The sequence below is a fragment of the Pannonibacter sp. CBAS1226 genome (genome assembly GCF_055685825.1).
In genome coordinates this window covers 76,900-91,661 of sequence record NZ_JBVOUO010000013.1, presented here as the reverse complement: position 1 = coordinate 91,661, position 14,762 = coordinate 76,900, and the positions used below count along the sequence as shown (strand labels likewise).

Annotated in this window: 12 protein-coding genes; 10 read left to right on the top strand and 2 right to left on the bottom strand. The window is 63.9% G+C overall.

Annotated elements, in window-relative coordinates; genetic code table 11:
* Window positions 1–424 precede the first annotated feature (424 nt).
* The 7 genes from AC0CMF_RS23265 to AC0CMF_RS23235 all read left to right on the top strand — a co-directional run bounded on the left by AC0CMF_RS23265 (window position 425) and on the right by AC0CMF_RS23235 (window position 8,253).
* Window positions 425–1,204, top strand: coding sequence for an ABC transporter ATP-binding protein (locus AC0CMF_RS23265; RefSeq protein ID WP_050474831.1), 780 nt, complete (start codon window positions 425–427; stop codon window positions 1,202–1,204).
* A 32-nt stretch (window positions 1,205–1,236) separates the two neighbouring features.
* Window positions 1,237–2,010 carry a transporter substrate-binding domain-containing protein gene (locus AC0CMF_RS23260; RefSeq protein ID WP_050474830.1) on the top strand — a complete coding sequence of 258 codons (774 nt, stop codon included), beginning with the start codon at window positions 1,237–1,239 and terminating at the stop codon, window positions 2,008–2,010.
* 413 nt (window positions 2,011–2,423) lie between these two features.
* Window positions 2,424–3,149, top strand: a complete 726-nt coding sequence (locus tag AC0CMF_RS23255; protein WP_374631300.1) for an ABC transporter permease — start codon at window positions 2,424–2,426, stop codon at window positions 3,147–3,149.
* Between the two features lie 9 nt (window positions 3,150–3,158).
* Window positions 3,159–3,848, top strand: a complete 690-nt coding sequence (locus tag AC0CMF_RS23250; protein ID WP_058899123.1) for an ABC transporter permease — start codon at window positions 3,159–3,161, stop codon at window positions 3,846–3,848.
* A gap of 42 nt (window positions 3,849–3,890) precedes the next feature.
* A complete protein-coding gene (locus AC0CMF_RS23245) occupies window positions 3,891–4,811 on the top strand; it encodes a homocysteine S-methyltransferase family protein (protein ID WP_058899122.1) in 921 nt (306 codons plus the stop codon).
* A gap of 233 nt (window positions 4,812–5,044) precedes the next feature.
* Window positions 5,045–6,049 carry a TAXI family TRAP transporter solute-binding subunit gene (locus AC0CMF_RS23240; protein ID WP_058899121.1) on the top strand — a complete coding sequence of 335 codons (1,005 nt, stop codon included), beginning with the start codon at window positions 5,045–5,047 and terminating at the stop codon, window positions 6,047–6,049.
* A gap of 167 nt (window positions 6,050–6,216) precedes the next feature.
* Window positions 6,217–8,253 (top strand): TRAP transporter permease, encoded by a 2,037-nt coding sequence (locus AC0CMF_RS23235; protein ID WP_058899120.1) that lies wholly within the window; start codon window positions 6,217–6,219, stop codon window positions 8,251–8,253.
* Window positions 8,254–8,321: 68 nt separating this feature from the next.
* Here AC0CMF_RS23235 and AC0CMF_RS23230 read toward each other — a convergent pair whose 3' ends face one another.
* Window positions 8,322–8,852, bottom strand: a complete 531-nt coding sequence (locus AC0CMF_RS23230) for an invasion associated locus B family protein (protein WP_157757128.1) — start codon at window positions 8,850–8,852, stop codon at window positions 8,322–8,324.
* Between the two features lie 396 nt (window positions 8,853–9,248).
* Here AC0CMF_RS23230 and AC0CMF_RS23225 point away from each other — a divergent pair, with 396 nt between their 5' ends.
* Window positions 9,249–9,494 (top strand): hypothetical protein, encoded by a 246-nt coding sequence (locus AC0CMF_RS23225; RefSeq protein ID WP_472482482.1) that lies wholly within the window; start codon window positions 9,249–9,251, stop codon window positions 9,492–9,494.
* Between the two features lie 112 nt (window positions 9,495–9,606).
* Here the strand turns inward: AC0CMF_RS23225 and AC0CMF_RS23220 are convergent, their stop codons facing one another.
* Complete coding sequence (locus tag AC0CMF_RS23220) at window positions 9,607–11,892, bottom strand: heavy metal translocating P-type ATPase (protein WP_472482481.1); 2,286 nt, start codon at window positions 11,890–11,892, stop codon at window positions 9,607–9,609.
* A 395-nt stretch (window positions 11,893–12,287) separates the two neighbouring features.
* Here AC0CMF_RS23220 and AC0CMF_RS23215 point away from each other — a divergent pair, with 395 nt between their 5' ends.
* Together AC0CMF_RS23215 and chrA are read left to right on the top strand one after the other, a co-directional pair.
* Window positions 12,288–13,109: a chromate resistance protein ChrB domain-containing protein gene (locus AC0CMF_RS23215; RefSeq protein WP_094463327.1), complete on the top strand. Its 822-nt coding sequence runs from the start codon at window positions 12,288–12,290 to the stop codon at window positions 13,107–13,109.
* Entirely contained in the window at window positions 13,109–14,476 is a 1,368-nt protein-coding gene (gene chrA, locus AC0CMF_RS23210; protein WP_374631311.1) for a chromate efflux transporter, read from the top strand. Before AC0CMF_RS23215 ends, chrA begins: the two co-directional genes overlap by 1 nt.
* Window positions 14,477–14,762: the final 286 nt, after the last annotated feature.

The window sequence follows — 14,762 nt, the reverse complement described above, 5'->3', positions numbered from 1 at the left end:
CCCCTCGTGGGGAGGGGTTAGGGGTGGGGGGAAAGGCCTTTCCGGCTGGCAGAGTCTTCATTGATTCCAGACAGTTACTCTTCTTGGGCCGTTTCAGGAAAAGTTTGGCTTTTCAATCCCTTGCAGGCTCAGAGCCCCCCCACCCCTTACCCCTCCCCACGAGGGGGAGGGGAGCGGAAGCACCCTGCTACCCAACAGATGCATCACTGCGGGTTGCTGTCCGCATATTCGGCTGTCCGCAGACGAGGAGTGAATCCGCCCTCCCTGGACAAGAAGCCACTCTCTCCCGGCACGGCCTTCAACAAAACAGCACCTCTGCCTTGAACCGCCCAAAGGAAATATCTTTCCCAAACGTCCGCATGCCAATTGGCAAGCTGGCAAAACCGGGCTAACAGGCGGTTGAAACAACGCGGAACGGCTGCCCATGACGCATGAGCCCGCCTTTGCCCTTGAGGTGGAGGACGTCCACAAGAGCTATGGCCCCAACGAAGTGCTGAAAGGCATTTCGATGACCGCCCGCAAGGGCGACGTGATCTCCCTCATCGGCTCATCGGGAGCGGGCAAGAGCACCTTCCTGCGTTGCCTCAATTTTCTGGAACAGCCCGACCGGGGCCGCTTCGTCGTCAATGGCGAGGAAGTGGCGCTGAAGCCGGACCGCCATGGCCGCCTGCATCCGGCCAACTGGCGCCAGATCGAGCGCCTGCGCACCGGGCTTTCCATGGTGTTCCAGAACTTCAATCTCTGGGCGCACATGACGGTTCTGGAAAATGTCATCGAAGCGCCGGTGCATGTGCTGGGCCAGAACCGGCGCGAGGCCGTGGAGCGGGCCGAGGGGCTGCTGGCCAAGGTCGGCCTTCATGACAAGCGCGATGCCTATCCGGCCTTTCTGTCGGGGGGCCAGCAGCAGCGCGCCGCCATCGCCCGCGCCCTGTGCATGGAGCCTTCGGTGATGCTCTTTGACGAGCCGACCTCAGCGCTCGATCCGGAGCTTGTCGGCGAGGTGCTGAAGGTCATCCGCGATCTGGCCGCCGAAGGGCGCACCATGGTGCTCGTCACCCATGAGATGAGCTTTGCGCGCGATGTCTCCAGCCACGTCATGTTCCTGCATCAGGGCCGCGTGGAAGAGGAAGGCACGCCGGAGAAGGTGTTCGGCGCCCCGGAAAGCGTCCGCTGCCGCGAATTCACCGCCTCATTGAGACACTGAAAACCAATCACCAGCATAAACGGGGAAACTCCATGAAGAAGCTCCTGTCCATTCTCCTCACCGGCGCCGCGCTTGCGGCAAGCTCCGTCTCTGCCTCCGCCGAACTGCGCTTCGGCGTGATGAACGAGCCCTATCCGCCCTTCTTCACCAAGGATGCCTCCGGCAAGTGGGTGGGCTGGGAAATCGACCTGATGGATGCCGTCTGCGAGGAAATGAAGGAGCAGTGCTCCATCGTCGACATCGCCTGGGACGGACTGATCCCCGGCCTGCAGGCCAAGAAGATCGACGTGATCTGGTCCTCCATGTCCATCACCGAAGAGCGCAAGAAGACCATTGCCTTCACGGACAAGTACTACAACACGCCCAGCAAGCTGATCGGCGCCAAGGACGGCATCATGGGCGCAGGCCCCGATGACGTCGCCGGCAAGATCATCGGCATTCAGGTCTCGACCATCCAGTCCGACTATTACGCCAAGTATTTCAAGGACAAGGCCTCGGAAAAGACCTACGCTACCCTGGATGAGGCCTTCCAGGACCTCGCCGCCGGGCGCATCGACTATGTGTTTGGTGATGCCATGCCGCTGGAAGAGTTCCTGAAGTCCAGCTACGGCGAAAGCTGCTGCGAGGACAAGGGCAACGTGGCCGATGACCCGGCCGTGCTGGGCTCCGGCATCGGCGGCGGCCTGCGTCAGGACGACACGGAACTTCAGGCCAAGCTGAATGCCGCCATCGCCGCCGTCCGCGCCAGCGGCAAATACAAGGAAATCTCGGACAAGTACTTCACGTTCGACCCTTACGGCGAGTGATCTGAACTAGGGTAAAGGAGCGATCTGGTTGCTCTGGCACAGCTTTTCAGCCCCCCTCCCCCTGGTGGGGAGGGGTTAGGGGTGGGGGGAGGCCCCTCCAATTGGCAGAGAAACGAATGATCCCGGATAACGGTCCATCCTGATGCTCCGCCCGGAAAACACCCGTCTTTCAGGCTTCAGGCTCAGAGCCCCCCACCCCTTACCCCTCCCCACGAGGAGGAGGGGGGCGGACAGGCCCCGAGCCACTCGGCGCCATCACTGCGGGCTCTCTCCTGCAGCCGTTTCGTGAACAAAGAAGCCCTGTTTGTTGCGAGCAGGATCAGGCGGATGGCCGCTGGCTCTTGATCAAGCAAACTCCAATCCCGGTCCGGGCGGTTTAAAACTGCCCCGTCCCGTACTCTTTCAGAGGCAGCATGGCGAACCTGACCTATCTTGAGCTTCTGGCACCCTCGCCTCCCGGCTGGGGCGGTGTGCTGCTGGCCGGGGCTGCGTCGACGATCGCCATTTCGCTCGGCGCTTACCTCACCGGCATGGTGCTGGGTCTGCTAGGGGCCTGGGGCAAGCTCAAGGGCGGGCACGTGACCTCGGCCCTGCTCGATGGCTACACCACCGCCATCCGCGCCATTCCCGAACTCATCCTGATCATCGGCCTGTATTATGCCGGCACCGACGGCCTGAACCGGCTGCTCACTGCCATCGGCCTGCCCACCATCGAGGTGAACGGCTTTGTGGCAGCCGTCGCCGTGCTCGGCATCGTGCAGGGCGCCTATATGACGGAGGTGTTCCGCGGTGCCATTGTTGCCGTGCCCATCGGCCAGATCGAGGCGGGGGCCGCCTTCGGCATGCGGCCTTCCTTGCGCTTCCGCCGCATCATCCTGCCGGCGATGATCCCCAATGCCATGCCGGGCCTTGCCAATCTGTGGATGTCCGTCACCAAGGACAGCGCCCTCATTGCCGTTGTCGGCTATCAGGAGCTGGCACTGGCGACGCGGATCGCGGCGGGCAACACCAAGCAATATTTCCTGTTCTTCGCGGCGGCGGCGGTGCTCTATCTGATCATCAGCCTTGTCTCCACCCGTGTGTTCAACCTGCTGGAGCGGCGCGCGCGCCGGGGCCAGCCGGCCCACGGCCGGGCATAGGAGGGGCAGATGGATTTCTCCTGGCTGGCCAAATACACTCCTCTGCTTCTGTCCGGCGCCTGGCAGACGGTTGCCCTGCTCGGCATTTCCGTCAGCATCGGCTTCGTCCTCGCCATTGGCCTGGCGCTGGCGCAGGTGTCCGGCCCCTTGTGGCTGCGGCTGCTGGCGCGCGGTTATTGCGGCTTCTTCCGGGGCACGCCGCTGCTGATCCAGCTGTGGCTGCTCTATTATGGCGTCGGCTCGCTGCTGCCGATGGTACCGGGCCTGCGCAGCAGTTTCCTCTGGCCCATCCTGCGCGAAGGCTTCTTCTTCGCCGCCGTCAGCTTCACGCTCAATCATGCCGCCTATCAGGCCGAGATCCTGCGCGGCGCGCTGCTGAGCGTGCCCAAGGGCGAGCTGGAAGCCGGACGCGCCTTCGGCATGACACCCTTCCTGCTGTTGCGGCGAATCTGGCTGCCGCGCGCCATCCGCACGGCCCTGCCCAGCATCACCGGCGAAATCGTGCTGCAGCTCAAGGCCACCCCGCTCGCCTTCACCGTCACGGTGATGGATCTCTACGCGGTTGCCTACAAGGTGCGGCAGGATACGCTGCTCGTCTATGAACCGCTGATCGTGGTCACGCTCTTCTATGTGGGCCTGACCATCATCCTCACCCGCATTTTCAAGCACGTGGAGGCGCAGGTGCCCGTGCGCCGCTGACGGTGCAGCCCTGCAGCCCCCGAACCCGCGAAGGAGCATTTCATGGCCAGCAACATCCGTATCCTCGACGGCGGCATGAGCCGCGAACTGGTGCGGCTCGGCGCCGAGCTGAAGCAGCCGGAATGGTCGGCCCTTGCCCTCATCGACACGCCCAACATCGTGCGGCAGGTGCATGAGGAGTTCATCGCTGCGGGCGCCGATGTCATCACCACCAACAGCTACGCGCTTGTGCCCTATCACATCGGCGAAGAACGTTTTGCCAGGGAAGGCCGTGCCCTGATCGCCCTTTCCGGCCGCCTTGCCCGGGAAGCAGCAGACGCGGAAACCACACGCAGCGTGATGGTCGCCGGCGGCCTGCCGCCCATCTTCGGCTCCTACGAGCCGCAGAATTTCGATCCCGCCCGCGTGCAGGACTATCTCTCCGTCCTCGTCGAGGAACTTGAGTCCTATGCAGATGTGTGGCTGGGCGAGACCCTGAGCCTCATTGCCGAGGGCGAAGCCGTGCGCATCGCCACCGGGGACACCAACCGCCCCTTCTGGGTGTCCTTCACGCTGGAAGATGCAGACACGGAAGCGGCCATCGCCAATCCGAAGCTGCGCGGCGGGGAAACAGTGACGGAAGCCGCCGAATGGGCCGCAGGCTCGGGCGCGGCAGCGCTTCTGTTCAACTGTGCCAAACCGGAAATCATGGCCAGCGCCATCAAGGCCGCCTCAGCCGTCTTCGCCGCAAAGGGCGTGAAGCTGGACCTCGGCGTCTATGCCAATGCCTTTGAAAGCAACACCGATGACGGCGCCGCCAACGAGGCCCTGCACGGCACCCGCGCCGACCTGACCGGCGACCGCTACACCGGCTTTGCCTGCGACTGGGTCGACGCCGGCGCCACACTCGTCGGCGGCTGCTGCGGCATCGGCGCCAGCCACATCCACAACCTTGCCGCCCGCCTGAAGGGAAGAGCGGCCTGAGGCAGGCAAGCAGGGCCCTCTCGGATAACGGAGCACCGGCAGATTTGCCGGTGCAGTTCTGTTCAAACCTGATAGAGTTTTTTTCATGATGCGATTCCGGGCAGCCGCCCGGCTCTCCCGCGTCAGCCCCCTAGCACGCCCTGTTTCTTTCCCACGGAACGCTGACATGAGCAGCCAGGAAACAGGGACCGGAAAGAAAACAAGCTGAGAACAGCAGAGAGGAACGGGACTACATGTTCGCCTATTTCAAGAGCGCCTTTACCACCGCCGCAGTGACGGCCAGCCTCATGGCGCCCGCCGCGGCGCAGGATATCAAGTTCTTCACCATCGGCACGGGCGGCACGGCCGCCACCTATTATCCGGTGGGCGGCGTCATCGCCAATGCCATCTCCAATCCTCCCGGCTCGCGTCCCTGCGAGGAAGGCGGCAGTTGCGGCGTGCCGGGCCTGATTGCTTCGGCCGTGTCCTCGCGCGGTTCGGTTGACAACCTGAACGCCATCTCCTCGGGCCTGCGCAATTCGGGCTTTGCCCAGTCGGACGTTGCCTACTGGGCCTACACCGGCACCGGCACCATGCAGGGCCAGCCCCCGGCTGAAAAGCTGCGGGCCATCGCCGCCCTCTTCCCCGAGCATATCCATCTGGTGGCTCTGGCTGACAGCGGCATCAATTCCGTCGCCGACCTCAAGGGCAAGCGCGTCTCGCTGGATGAGCCGGGCTCCGGCACCTATGTGGATGCCAACCTGATCCTCGAAGCGGCCGGCCTTGGCGTTGCGGACGTTACCGCCGAAGCCCTGAAGCCGGATGCTGCCAGCGACGCCCTGCGCAACGGCCAGATCGACGCCTTCTTCTTCGTCGGCGGCTACCCGACCGGCGCCATCGTGGAACTGGCTTCTGCCGCCAAGATCAAGCTCGTGCCGATCGACGGCGAGACGGCAGCCAGCCTGACCGGCGCACATGCCTTCTTCGCCAGCTCCGACGTGCCGGAAGGCGTCTATGAAGGCGTTCCGGCAACCACGACGGTGGCCGTTGGCGCCCAGTGGATCACCAGCTCGGACGAAAGCGAAGACCTGGTCTACGAGATCACCAAGGCGCTGTGGAACGACAACACCCGCAAGCTGCTGGACACCGGCCACGCCAAGGGCAAGTCGATCACCAAGGAATCCGCTCTCGACGGCATCGGCATCCCGCTGCATCCGGGCGCCGAGAAGTTCTACCGCGAAGCCGGCCTCCTGAAGTAAGCCTGACCCGGCACAGCACGGCCCGGAACACCCGTTTCCGGGCCGATTGCTATTGTCGCTGGGGTTCAGCCCTTACCACGTCACCTTGATATTCTTCATTTGCCGCAAGGGCTTGGGCAGATCGGAACGTGTCAGGCCCATTGCGCGCTGGTGTTACAGGACACACGATGACCACGTCCCCGGCTCCCGCGCTGACGGCCGAACAACTGGCCGAGATCGAGCGCAAATACGATCCCGAAACGGCCTTCCGCCCGACCGGGCCACGCATCGGCCACCTGATCACTGCCATCCTCGTGGCCATGTCGGTATATCATTTCTATGCTGCCGGCTTTGCCCTCATCCCGGAACTGATGCACCGGGCAATCCATATCTCCTTCGTCCTGTCGCTCGTCTTCCTGATGTTCTCCTGGCGGCGCAGCATGAACGACCAGCTGCCGCCAAAAGCCTGGTACCGGATCGAGGGCGTGGCGATCCTCGATATCGCTCTGGCGCTCCTGGGCGTGGCCGCCGCCATGTACCTACCGCTGCAATCGGCCCAGACGCTGGCGATGCGTGTCGGCAATCCGTCCACGCAGGACGTCTTCTTCGGCTCGGCACTGGTGCTGCTGACGCTGGAGGCGACACGCCGCTCTGTCGGCCCGACGCTGCCCATCATCGCGCTGCTGTTCATGGGCTTTGCCCTGTTCGGCCCCTGGATGCCCGGTGCGCTGAAACATGGCGGCACCTCCTGGCTGGGCCTCATCAACCACCTCTACATGACCAATCAGGGCATTTACGGCATCGCCATCGGCGTGATGGCGAAATACGTGTTCCTGTTCATCGTCTTCGGCGTGCTGGCCACCCGCATCGGCCTCGGCCAGCTCTTCATCGACGTCGCCATGGTGCTGGCCGGGCGCTATTCCGGCGGCCCGGCAAAGGTCGCCATCTTCTCCTCCGCCTTCATGGGCACCATTTCCGGCTCCTCCATCGCCAACACGGTGACCACCGGCGCCCTGACGATCCCGGCCATGAAACGTGTCGGCTATCCGGCCCGTTTTGCCGCCGCCGTGGAAGCCACCGCCTCCACCGGCGGGCAGATCACCCCGCCCATTCTGGGCGCTGCCGCCTTCATCATGGTGGAATATCTGCAGATCCCCCTGCGCGATGTGCTGGCCGCAGCCCTGTTCCCGGCATTGCTGCATTATTTCGGCATTCTCATCATGGTGCATCTGGAGGCCAAGCGCCTCGGCCTGCGCGGCCTCACCAGGGACGAACTGCCGAAGCTCGGCATCGTGCTGAAGCAGCACTGGCTGTCGGTCATCCCGCTGGTCATTCTGGTCTATCTGATCCTCTCCGGCCGCACGCCCGATTATGCCGCCGTCTATGGCATCATCGCCTGTGTCGTCGTCGGCGTGCTGAACCCCACCGACCGGCTGAACCTGAAGGATCTCTACAACGCACTGGCAGCCGGTGCCCGCAACACGCTTGCCGTGGGCGCAGCGGCAGCCACCGTAGGCATCGTCGTGGGTGTGGTGACGCTGACCGGCGTCGGTTTCCGCATCGGCTATGTCATCGTCCAGACCGCTGGCGACATTGGGGCAACCCTGGGTTCCCTGTGGCCGCTGTCGCTGTTCACCGCAGGCCAGTGGACCCTGTTTGTCTCACTGATCCTGATCGCCATCGCCTGCATCATCATGGGCGCCGGCATCCCGACCACCGCCACCTACATCATTCTGGTCGCTGTGGCCGCCCCTGCCCTTGCCGTGCAGCAGGTGGAACCGCTGGTCGCCCATTTCTTCGTGTTCTACTACGGGGTTCTGGCCGACATCACGCCGCCGGTAGCGCTTGCGGCCTACGCGGCGGCGGGCATAGCCGGGTCCAACCCGTTCCAGACGGGCAACACCGCCTTCCGCCTCGGCATCGCCAAGGCGCTGGTGCCGTTTGTCTTCGTCTATTCGCCGTCGCTGCTGCTGGTGAATGCGGACTTCACCTGGTCCGCCTTTGCCATCACGCTGACGGGCGCGGCCCTCGGCATCGCCTGCCTCGGCGTGGCCTTCTCCGGCTATTTCATCGCCCCGATGCGCAAGCTGGAGCGCTGGTGGACGGGTATCGTGTCGCTGCTGTTCATCTCGCCGGGCCTTGAGACGATGGCGGCGGGCATTGTCCTGCTGCTGCCGGTGGTGTTCCTGCAGATCAAGGCAAGGCAGAAACTGGCCGCATCCTGATACCAACACACAAGACAAAAAGCCGGGCTGCGGAGCACCGCAGCCCGGCTTTCTCATTGAAGGAAATCTTACTTCAGCAGCGCGGCCGAACGGTCCAGCGCGGCGGAGAAGCCCTTCAGCGAGACCTGCAGGTTCAGCGCATTGCCGGCAACGGCCTGAACGCCCAGCTTCAGGATGTTGCCCTTGCGGATGGCGGCAACCGTATCCTTGTTGAGGGTCAGCGGCACCACACAGCCGACCGGCATGCAGGTCTGGAAACGGGCGTCGGTGCCCTTTTCCTGGTCATCGACGGTCAGCTTGACGCCGCCATCAAGGTTGAGGCCGAAAGGCAGAACCAGCGTGCCGTTGACGGTGCCATCAGCGGCCGGAGCGAACTCGGCCAGCAGCACCATCTGGCGGGTCTGCTGATCCTGCTGCTGCTGCGAGATGGCGCAGCGCTTGCCGCCTTCACCTGACAGGCAGGTCACAGTCCAGTCGTCGAAGGTCTCCTTGACGGAGGAAGCGCCCGACGGCAGGCCGCCTGCTGTCTGGGCGGTGGCCAGACCGGCGGAAAAAATCATTGCAGCACCAGCGAGGGTGGATGCCAGCTTTAAATTCATGAATCTCATCCCGATGACCGGAAAGCGGCGCAGCCGCCACCTTCACACAACACCCGCCTACCTAACCGGGCTTGCCCCTGCCTTGCAAGCAATGCCTGCAGCTGCTGGCGGGCAGCATTATCCCTTGCTGCAGTGTCCTGAAGGCCAGAATTTACAGACCGGCGGCACCCGGACTCACAATACCAAGTCTTGCGAAGCTGACGCATCACGCCTTGAAAAGGCTCAAACGCCGGACGGGCTTGACCAGATCCCGACGCGTCAGAGTCATCAGGATTTGGCATAAGCTCTCTCTCAGATCATTCCTCGGACGAGGAAGCTTATCCATGCGCTTGAAGAATCACGCACAGAAATTTAGGGTCCGCCGCCCATTAGGATAAATCTTGAGGAAATCAATTCGTGAAACTTGTCAAATTTTTGCTCACTCTAACCATTGGCCTTGCCGTCATCGGCGGATACCTTGGCTTCCGCTGGCATCAGTATGTCACCAATACGGACAGCCTCTATGACGAAATCGGAATCACGCTGAACAGCTACATGCCCGCTCCGGTCAACCAGTGGGGCTGCAACCAGCTGAAAGTGAATTTCGGCAACCAGCTGCCGCCTTACGGTTGCCAGGCAACAACCGCCCAGCAGTGGAAGTGATACCAGCAGCAAGGCATGTTTCCCCGGAATGGCGCAGCCTTGCAGGATGACCGGATTTTCCGTCTCACGGCCGGCAGGCACAGGCCTGCCGGTTGTGCTTCAGCAGCCTTGATCAAACCTCCTTCGCCGGATCATAGGCCAGCAGCCTCAGCGCATTGAGCGTCACCAGCACTGTTGCTCCCGTATCCGCCATGATCGCCAGCCACAGGCCGGTGATGCCGAGAATGCTGGTGACGAGAAACACCGCCTTCAGGCCCAGCGCGATGGTGATGTTCTGGTGAATGTTGCCCATCGCCTTGCGGGCAAGGCGGATGAGGGCGGGCACATCGGTCACCCTGTCGCGCAGGACCGCAGCATGGGCCGTTTCCAGCGCCACATCCGTGCCCGAGCCCATGGCGACACCCACCGAAGCCTGCGCAAGGGCGGGCGCATCGTTGATGCCGTCGCCCACCATCATCACCCCGCCGGAAGCCGCCAGCGCACGCACTTCACGCACCTTGTCCTCCGGCATCAGCTCCGCGCGCTGCGTGAGGCCAAGGCCGGTGGCAATCGCCGCCGCCGTGCGGGCATTGTCCCCCGTCAGCATGACGGCACCAACCCCCAGCCGTTCCAGCTGGCCGATCGCCTCGCGGGCGTCCTCCCGCGGTTCATCGCGCAAGGCCACAAGTCCGGCGAGGTTTCCGGCCCGGATGACGCAGACAACCGTCTTGCCTTCGCCTTCCAGCCGTTCCGCCTGCGCCGCCGCCTCTTGCGGCAGCAGGCCGGTTTCGCTGGCATGGCGCGGAGAGATCACCTGCAGTAACTCTCCTGCGACCAGCGCCTCGACACCGCGCCCGGCCATGGCCCGCGCCCCGGATGAAGGGAGAACGGCCGCGCCGGTCTCCTGCGCGCGGGTGAGGATGGCTTTCGCCAGCGGATGCGACGACCCGGCCTCGACGGAGGCTGCGGCAGAGGTCACCTCCAGCACGTCAAACCCGCCAAAAGGAACCACGTCCACCACCTGCGGGCGGCCAGCCGTCAGCGTGCCGGTCTTGTCGAAGGTGACCGTCTTCACCTGCGCGATGGCTTCGATCACGGCACCGCCCTTCATGAGGAGGCCACGGCGGGCGCCCGCAGACAGGGACGAGGCAATGGAGGCCGGCACCGAAATGACCAGCGCACAGGGGCAACCGATCAGGAGCAGCGACAGGGCCCGGTAGATCCAGGTGTTCCACTCCCCGCCAAACCCGAGCGGCGGCACAACAGCGACCGTGGCCGCCAGCAGCACGATGAAAGGCATGTAGTAGCGGCTGAACCGGTCGATGAAGCGCTCGGTGGGGGCACGGGCGCTTTCCGCCTCCTCCACCAGCTTGATGATCCGGGCAATGGTGTTGTCCGCCGCCGCCCGGGTCACTTGAACGCTGAGGGCGGCTTCGGTGTTGATGGAACCGGCAAAGACCTCCGCCCCCGCGCCCTTGGTCACCGGCACGCTTTCCCCCGTCACCGGGCTTTCATCGATGCCGGAAATGCCCGAGCGGATGACGCCATCGGCAGGAATGCGATCTCCCGGCCGCACCAGCACCACCTGCCCCGGCGCAAGGCTTTCCGCCGCCACCTGCCGCGTTCCGCTGTCCGTTTCCAGAAGCGCGGTTTTCGGCACCAGCCGTGCCAGAGCCCGGATGCCATCGCGCGCCCGGTTGGCGGCAACGCCTTCCAGCACCTCGCCCACGGCAAAGAGAAACACCACCAGCGCCGCCTCTTCCGCCGCCCCGATCGCCAGCGCACCGGCGGCGGCGATGGTCATCAGCATCTCGATGGTGAAGGGCATTCCGGCCGCCAGCGCGGCAAAGGCACGCCGGGCGACGGGCGCAACGCCGATGACGCAGGCCACGGTGAAGACCCAGGCCCCAACCTGCGGCGGCAACACGAAATGCGCGGCCCAGGCCAGAGCCAGCAGCCCGCCGGTCAGGATGACCAGCCGCCCCTTGCCCGTCTGATGCCACGCCCGGCGGCTGCCATCGGCCAGCGGCTTCTCGTCTTCGTGACCGTGACTGTGGCTATGTGCATCTCCATGGGCATGATCGTGATGGTGTCCATGTCCATGGCCATCATCATGGTCATGGCCGTGATGCTCATGCCCGCAGCAGCCAGCGGCCTTGCCGGATTGGCCTTGCTCCTGTCCGGCGCGGGGGCTGATGCCGAAGCCAAGGGCACTGACGGCCTTCTCCACCGTCTGCCGCCTTGTCTGGCTTTCATCCAGTTGCAGGCGCAGCCGCTCGCTCATCAGCGCCACCTCGACGGCGCTCACCCCCGGCAGGCGCTCCACCGCGCCCTTGATCTTGCCCGCGCAGGACCCGCAGTCCATGCCCGTCACGGTCCACTCAAAGACAGAAGCCGCCTCATGCTTGCTCATGGTCATCTCCTTGCCCAACGAACGGGCATTTCAGGTCATGACTCATGGGCTAGCACCTCTAGCGGCTAGAGGTTCAAGAGTTTTTTTGGCACAGCGCCATGCCCGTTTTTCGAGGCGGAAAAGCCTCTGCCGGTGGTGGACTCATGCGTCTTATGCCAGCGGGCTTCGAAAAGAGCGGGGGGCCGCTGGGAAATGGATCTGGGCCGTTTCCACAGATTCGCGCCCGAGCCAAAACGCGATCATGGATGGACCGGAGCAGCGGATGCAGGTGTCGGCGCATATCGGGTTCTTGACGTGGCGGCCCGGTCCTTCGTATCTAAAACCATGGGGATTGCGAGCTCCCCACGAGGCGCCAGCCGAAGATCGCGTTCCAGTACAACCCCGGCGACGGAGGAACGCACATGCCTGCGCCCAATGCCATTTCGTTTGACAAACTCACCCGCCTCATCGGAACCCCTCGAGCACCGCTCTTGCTCGATGTGCGGTCCGAGGAGGATTTCGCTGCCGATCCGCGGCTGCTCCCCGGAGCCACCCGGATCAACGATCAGGCGCTGGCTGCACTCGCGCCGCGGCTCGGCGGGCAGCCATCCGTCGCCATATGTCAGGCCGGTCACCGGCGCAGCCAGGGGACGGCGGCATGGCTGCGCGCCGAAAAATGCTCCTCGGAATATCTTGAGGGCGGGTTCGATGCCTGGCGTTCTGCCGGGCTGCCGCTCGTCGACCCGGCGAAGCTGCCCGCACGTGATGCACAGGGCCGCACCGTCTGGGTCACGCGCTCGCGCCCCAAGATTGACCGCATCGCGTGTCCCTGGCTGATCCGGCGTTTTCTCGATCCCCATGCGATCATCCTGTTCGTGGCCCCCGCCGAGGTGCAGGGCGTAGCCGAGCACTACAACGCCGCCCCCTTCGACATCGAAGGTGTGTTCTGGAGCCACAGGGGAGACCTTTGCACCTTTGACGTGATTCTGGCCGAGTTCGGCCTGAGCATTCCCGCCCTCGACCACCTGGCAACCATCGTGCGCGGCGCGGATACCGCCCGCCTCGACCTTGCTCCTGAAGCCGCTGGCCTGCTGGCGGCCTCGCTCGGCCTGTCGCGGATGTATTCCGACGATCTGGAACAACTGGAAGCTGGAATGCTGCTCTATGACGCCTTTTACCGCTGGGCGCGGGACGCAACCGGCGAGACCCACAACTGGCCCACGAACAAGCCGAAGGCCGAATGATGCAGAACCGAACATATCCCACACTGGCTGCGGCCACCCTCATCTGGGCCCGCATCGGCCTCCTGAGCTTCGGCGGTCCCGCCGGACAGATCGCGCTCATGCACCAGATCCTCGTCGAAGAGCAGCGCTGGCTGGGCGAGAAGCGGTTCCTCCATGCGCTCAACTACTGCATGCTGCTGCCCGGCCCCGAGGCTATGCAGCTGGCCGTCTATATCGGCTGGCTCATGCACCGCACGCTGGGCGGCATCATCGCAGGTGTCCTGTTCGTTCTGCCCGGCGTGGTGGCGATCATGACACTCAGCTGGATCTATGCTCTTTATGGCAATGCCGGACCAGTCGAAGCGCTGTTCTTCGGGCTCAAGGCCGCAGTACTGGCCATCGTAGTGCAGGCGGTCATCCGCATCGGCTCGCGCGCCCTGAAAAACGGCGCAATGGCCGCCATTGCCGCGGCCTCCTTCCTGGCCATCTTCGGTTTCGCCGTGCCATTCCCGTTGATCATCCTGATCTCTGGTCTCGCCGGGTTCTTTGGGGCCCGTGCGGGGATTCCCGCGTTCCGGGACGGAGGCGGACACGGGAAGGTGGGCAAGGTGCAGGTTCCAGACGCCGAAACCCTGCTTGGCGAAGAGTCACCCGATCACACGCAGATCAACCGAGGCTGGGCGTTTCGCATCTCGGCAGTGTTCCTCGCGCTCTGGCTGGTGCCAGTCGCCCTGCTGTTCGCCGTGTTCGGTCCAGCCAACGTATTCTCACAGATCGCGGGTTTCTTCAGCGTCATGGCCGTGGTGACCTTCGGCGGCGCTTATGCGGTCCTTGCCTATGTCGCGCAGGAGGCAGTGCAGAACTACGGCTGGCTCGCCCCCGGTGAGATGCTGGACGGGCTCGGCATGGCAGAGACCACGCCAGGCCCGCTGATCATGGTCACGCAGTTCGTGGGTTTCATGGGAGCTTTCCGCGATATAAGCGGGTTGCCGCCGCTGATGGCGGGAACGCTGGGTGGCCTCCTGACAACCTGGGTGACGTTCACGCCCTGCTTCCTCTGGATCTTCCTCGGTGCCCCCTTCATCGAACGCTTGCGCGGCAACAAGGTGCTGACAGCGGCCCTGACCGCAATCACGGCCGCCGTCGTGGGTGTGATCTTGAATCTTGCTGTCTGGTTCGGTCTGCATGTTGTTTTCGACAAGGTCCGGGTAATCACATCCTTCGGTCTCAATATCGATGTGCCCGTCTGGTCCACGCTGAACCTGCCTGCCGCGGCGCTGGTGCTGGCCGCACTTGTTGCGGTGTTCCACTTCAGGCTCGGCCCGGTGACGGTTCTCGCCGGCTGCGCAGCGGCCGGCCTGATTCTCAGGATGGCAAACATCGCATAGCGCTCATCCGCTCCCGCGGCGGCGTCCGGGCAATTTCAAGCCGTGACACGTCAGCATCCAAAGACTGGGCATAAGCTGCCAGCACCATTGTTCGCGGGGGCACTTTCGCAAAGACCGGATTGCAGCCCTGCTAACCCCAACTGGATTCCTCCGGGGCCTTGAGTTTTGTTGGCGAGGCCGATTATGCAGGGCATAAGCACGGCAATAGCCTGCAATTTCAGCAGGGCGCTTACGAAGCTGGCATAATGATCCGGCTCACGAAAAACGGCAGGACAAAAAGAAAGTG

Coding starts and splice junctions, on each gene's coding strand:
- AC0CMF_RS23265 (WP_050474831.1), top strand. CDS start 425: ATGACGCATGAGCCCGCCTTTGCCCTTGAGGTGGAGGACGTCCACAAG.
- AC0CMF_RS23260 (WP_050474830.1), top strand. CDS start 1,237: ATGAAGAAGCTCCTGTCCATTCTCCTCACCGGCGCCGCGCTTGCGGCA.
- AC0CMF_RS23255 (WP_374631300.1), top strand. CDS start 2,424: ATGGCGAACCTGACCTATCTTGAGCTTCTGGCACCCTCGCCTCCCGGC.
- AC0CMF_RS23250 (WP_058899123.1), top strand. CDS start 3,159: ATGGATTTCTCCTGGCTGGCCAAATACACTCCTCTGCTTCTGTCCGGC.
- AC0CMF_RS23245 (WP_058899122.1), top strand. CDS start 3,891: ATGGCCAGCAACATCCGTATCCTCGACGGCGGCATGAGCCGCGAACTG.
- AC0CMF_RS23240 (WP_058899121.1), top strand. CDS start 5,045: ATGTTCGCCTATTTCAAGAGCGCCTTTACCACCGCCGCAGTGACGGCC.
- AC0CMF_RS23235 (WP_058899120.1), top strand. CDS start 6,217: ATGACCACGTCCCCGGCTCCCGCGCTGACGGCCGAACAACTGGCCGAG.
- AC0CMF_RS23230 (WP_157757128.1), bottom strand. CDS start 8,852: ATGAATTTAAAGCTGGCATCCACCCTCGCTGGTGCTGCAATGATTTTT.
- AC0CMF_RS23220 (WP_472482481.1), bottom strand. CDS start 11,892: ATGACCATGAGCAAGCATGAGGCGGCTTCTGTCTTTGAGTGGACCGTG.
- AC0CMF_RS23215 (WP_094463327.1), top strand. CDS start 12,288: ATGCCTGCGCCCAATGCCATTTCGTTTGACAAACTCACCCGCCTCATC.
- chrA (WP_374631311.1), top strand. CDS start 13,109: ATGCAGAACCGAACATATCCCACACTGGCTGCGGCCACCCTCATCTGG.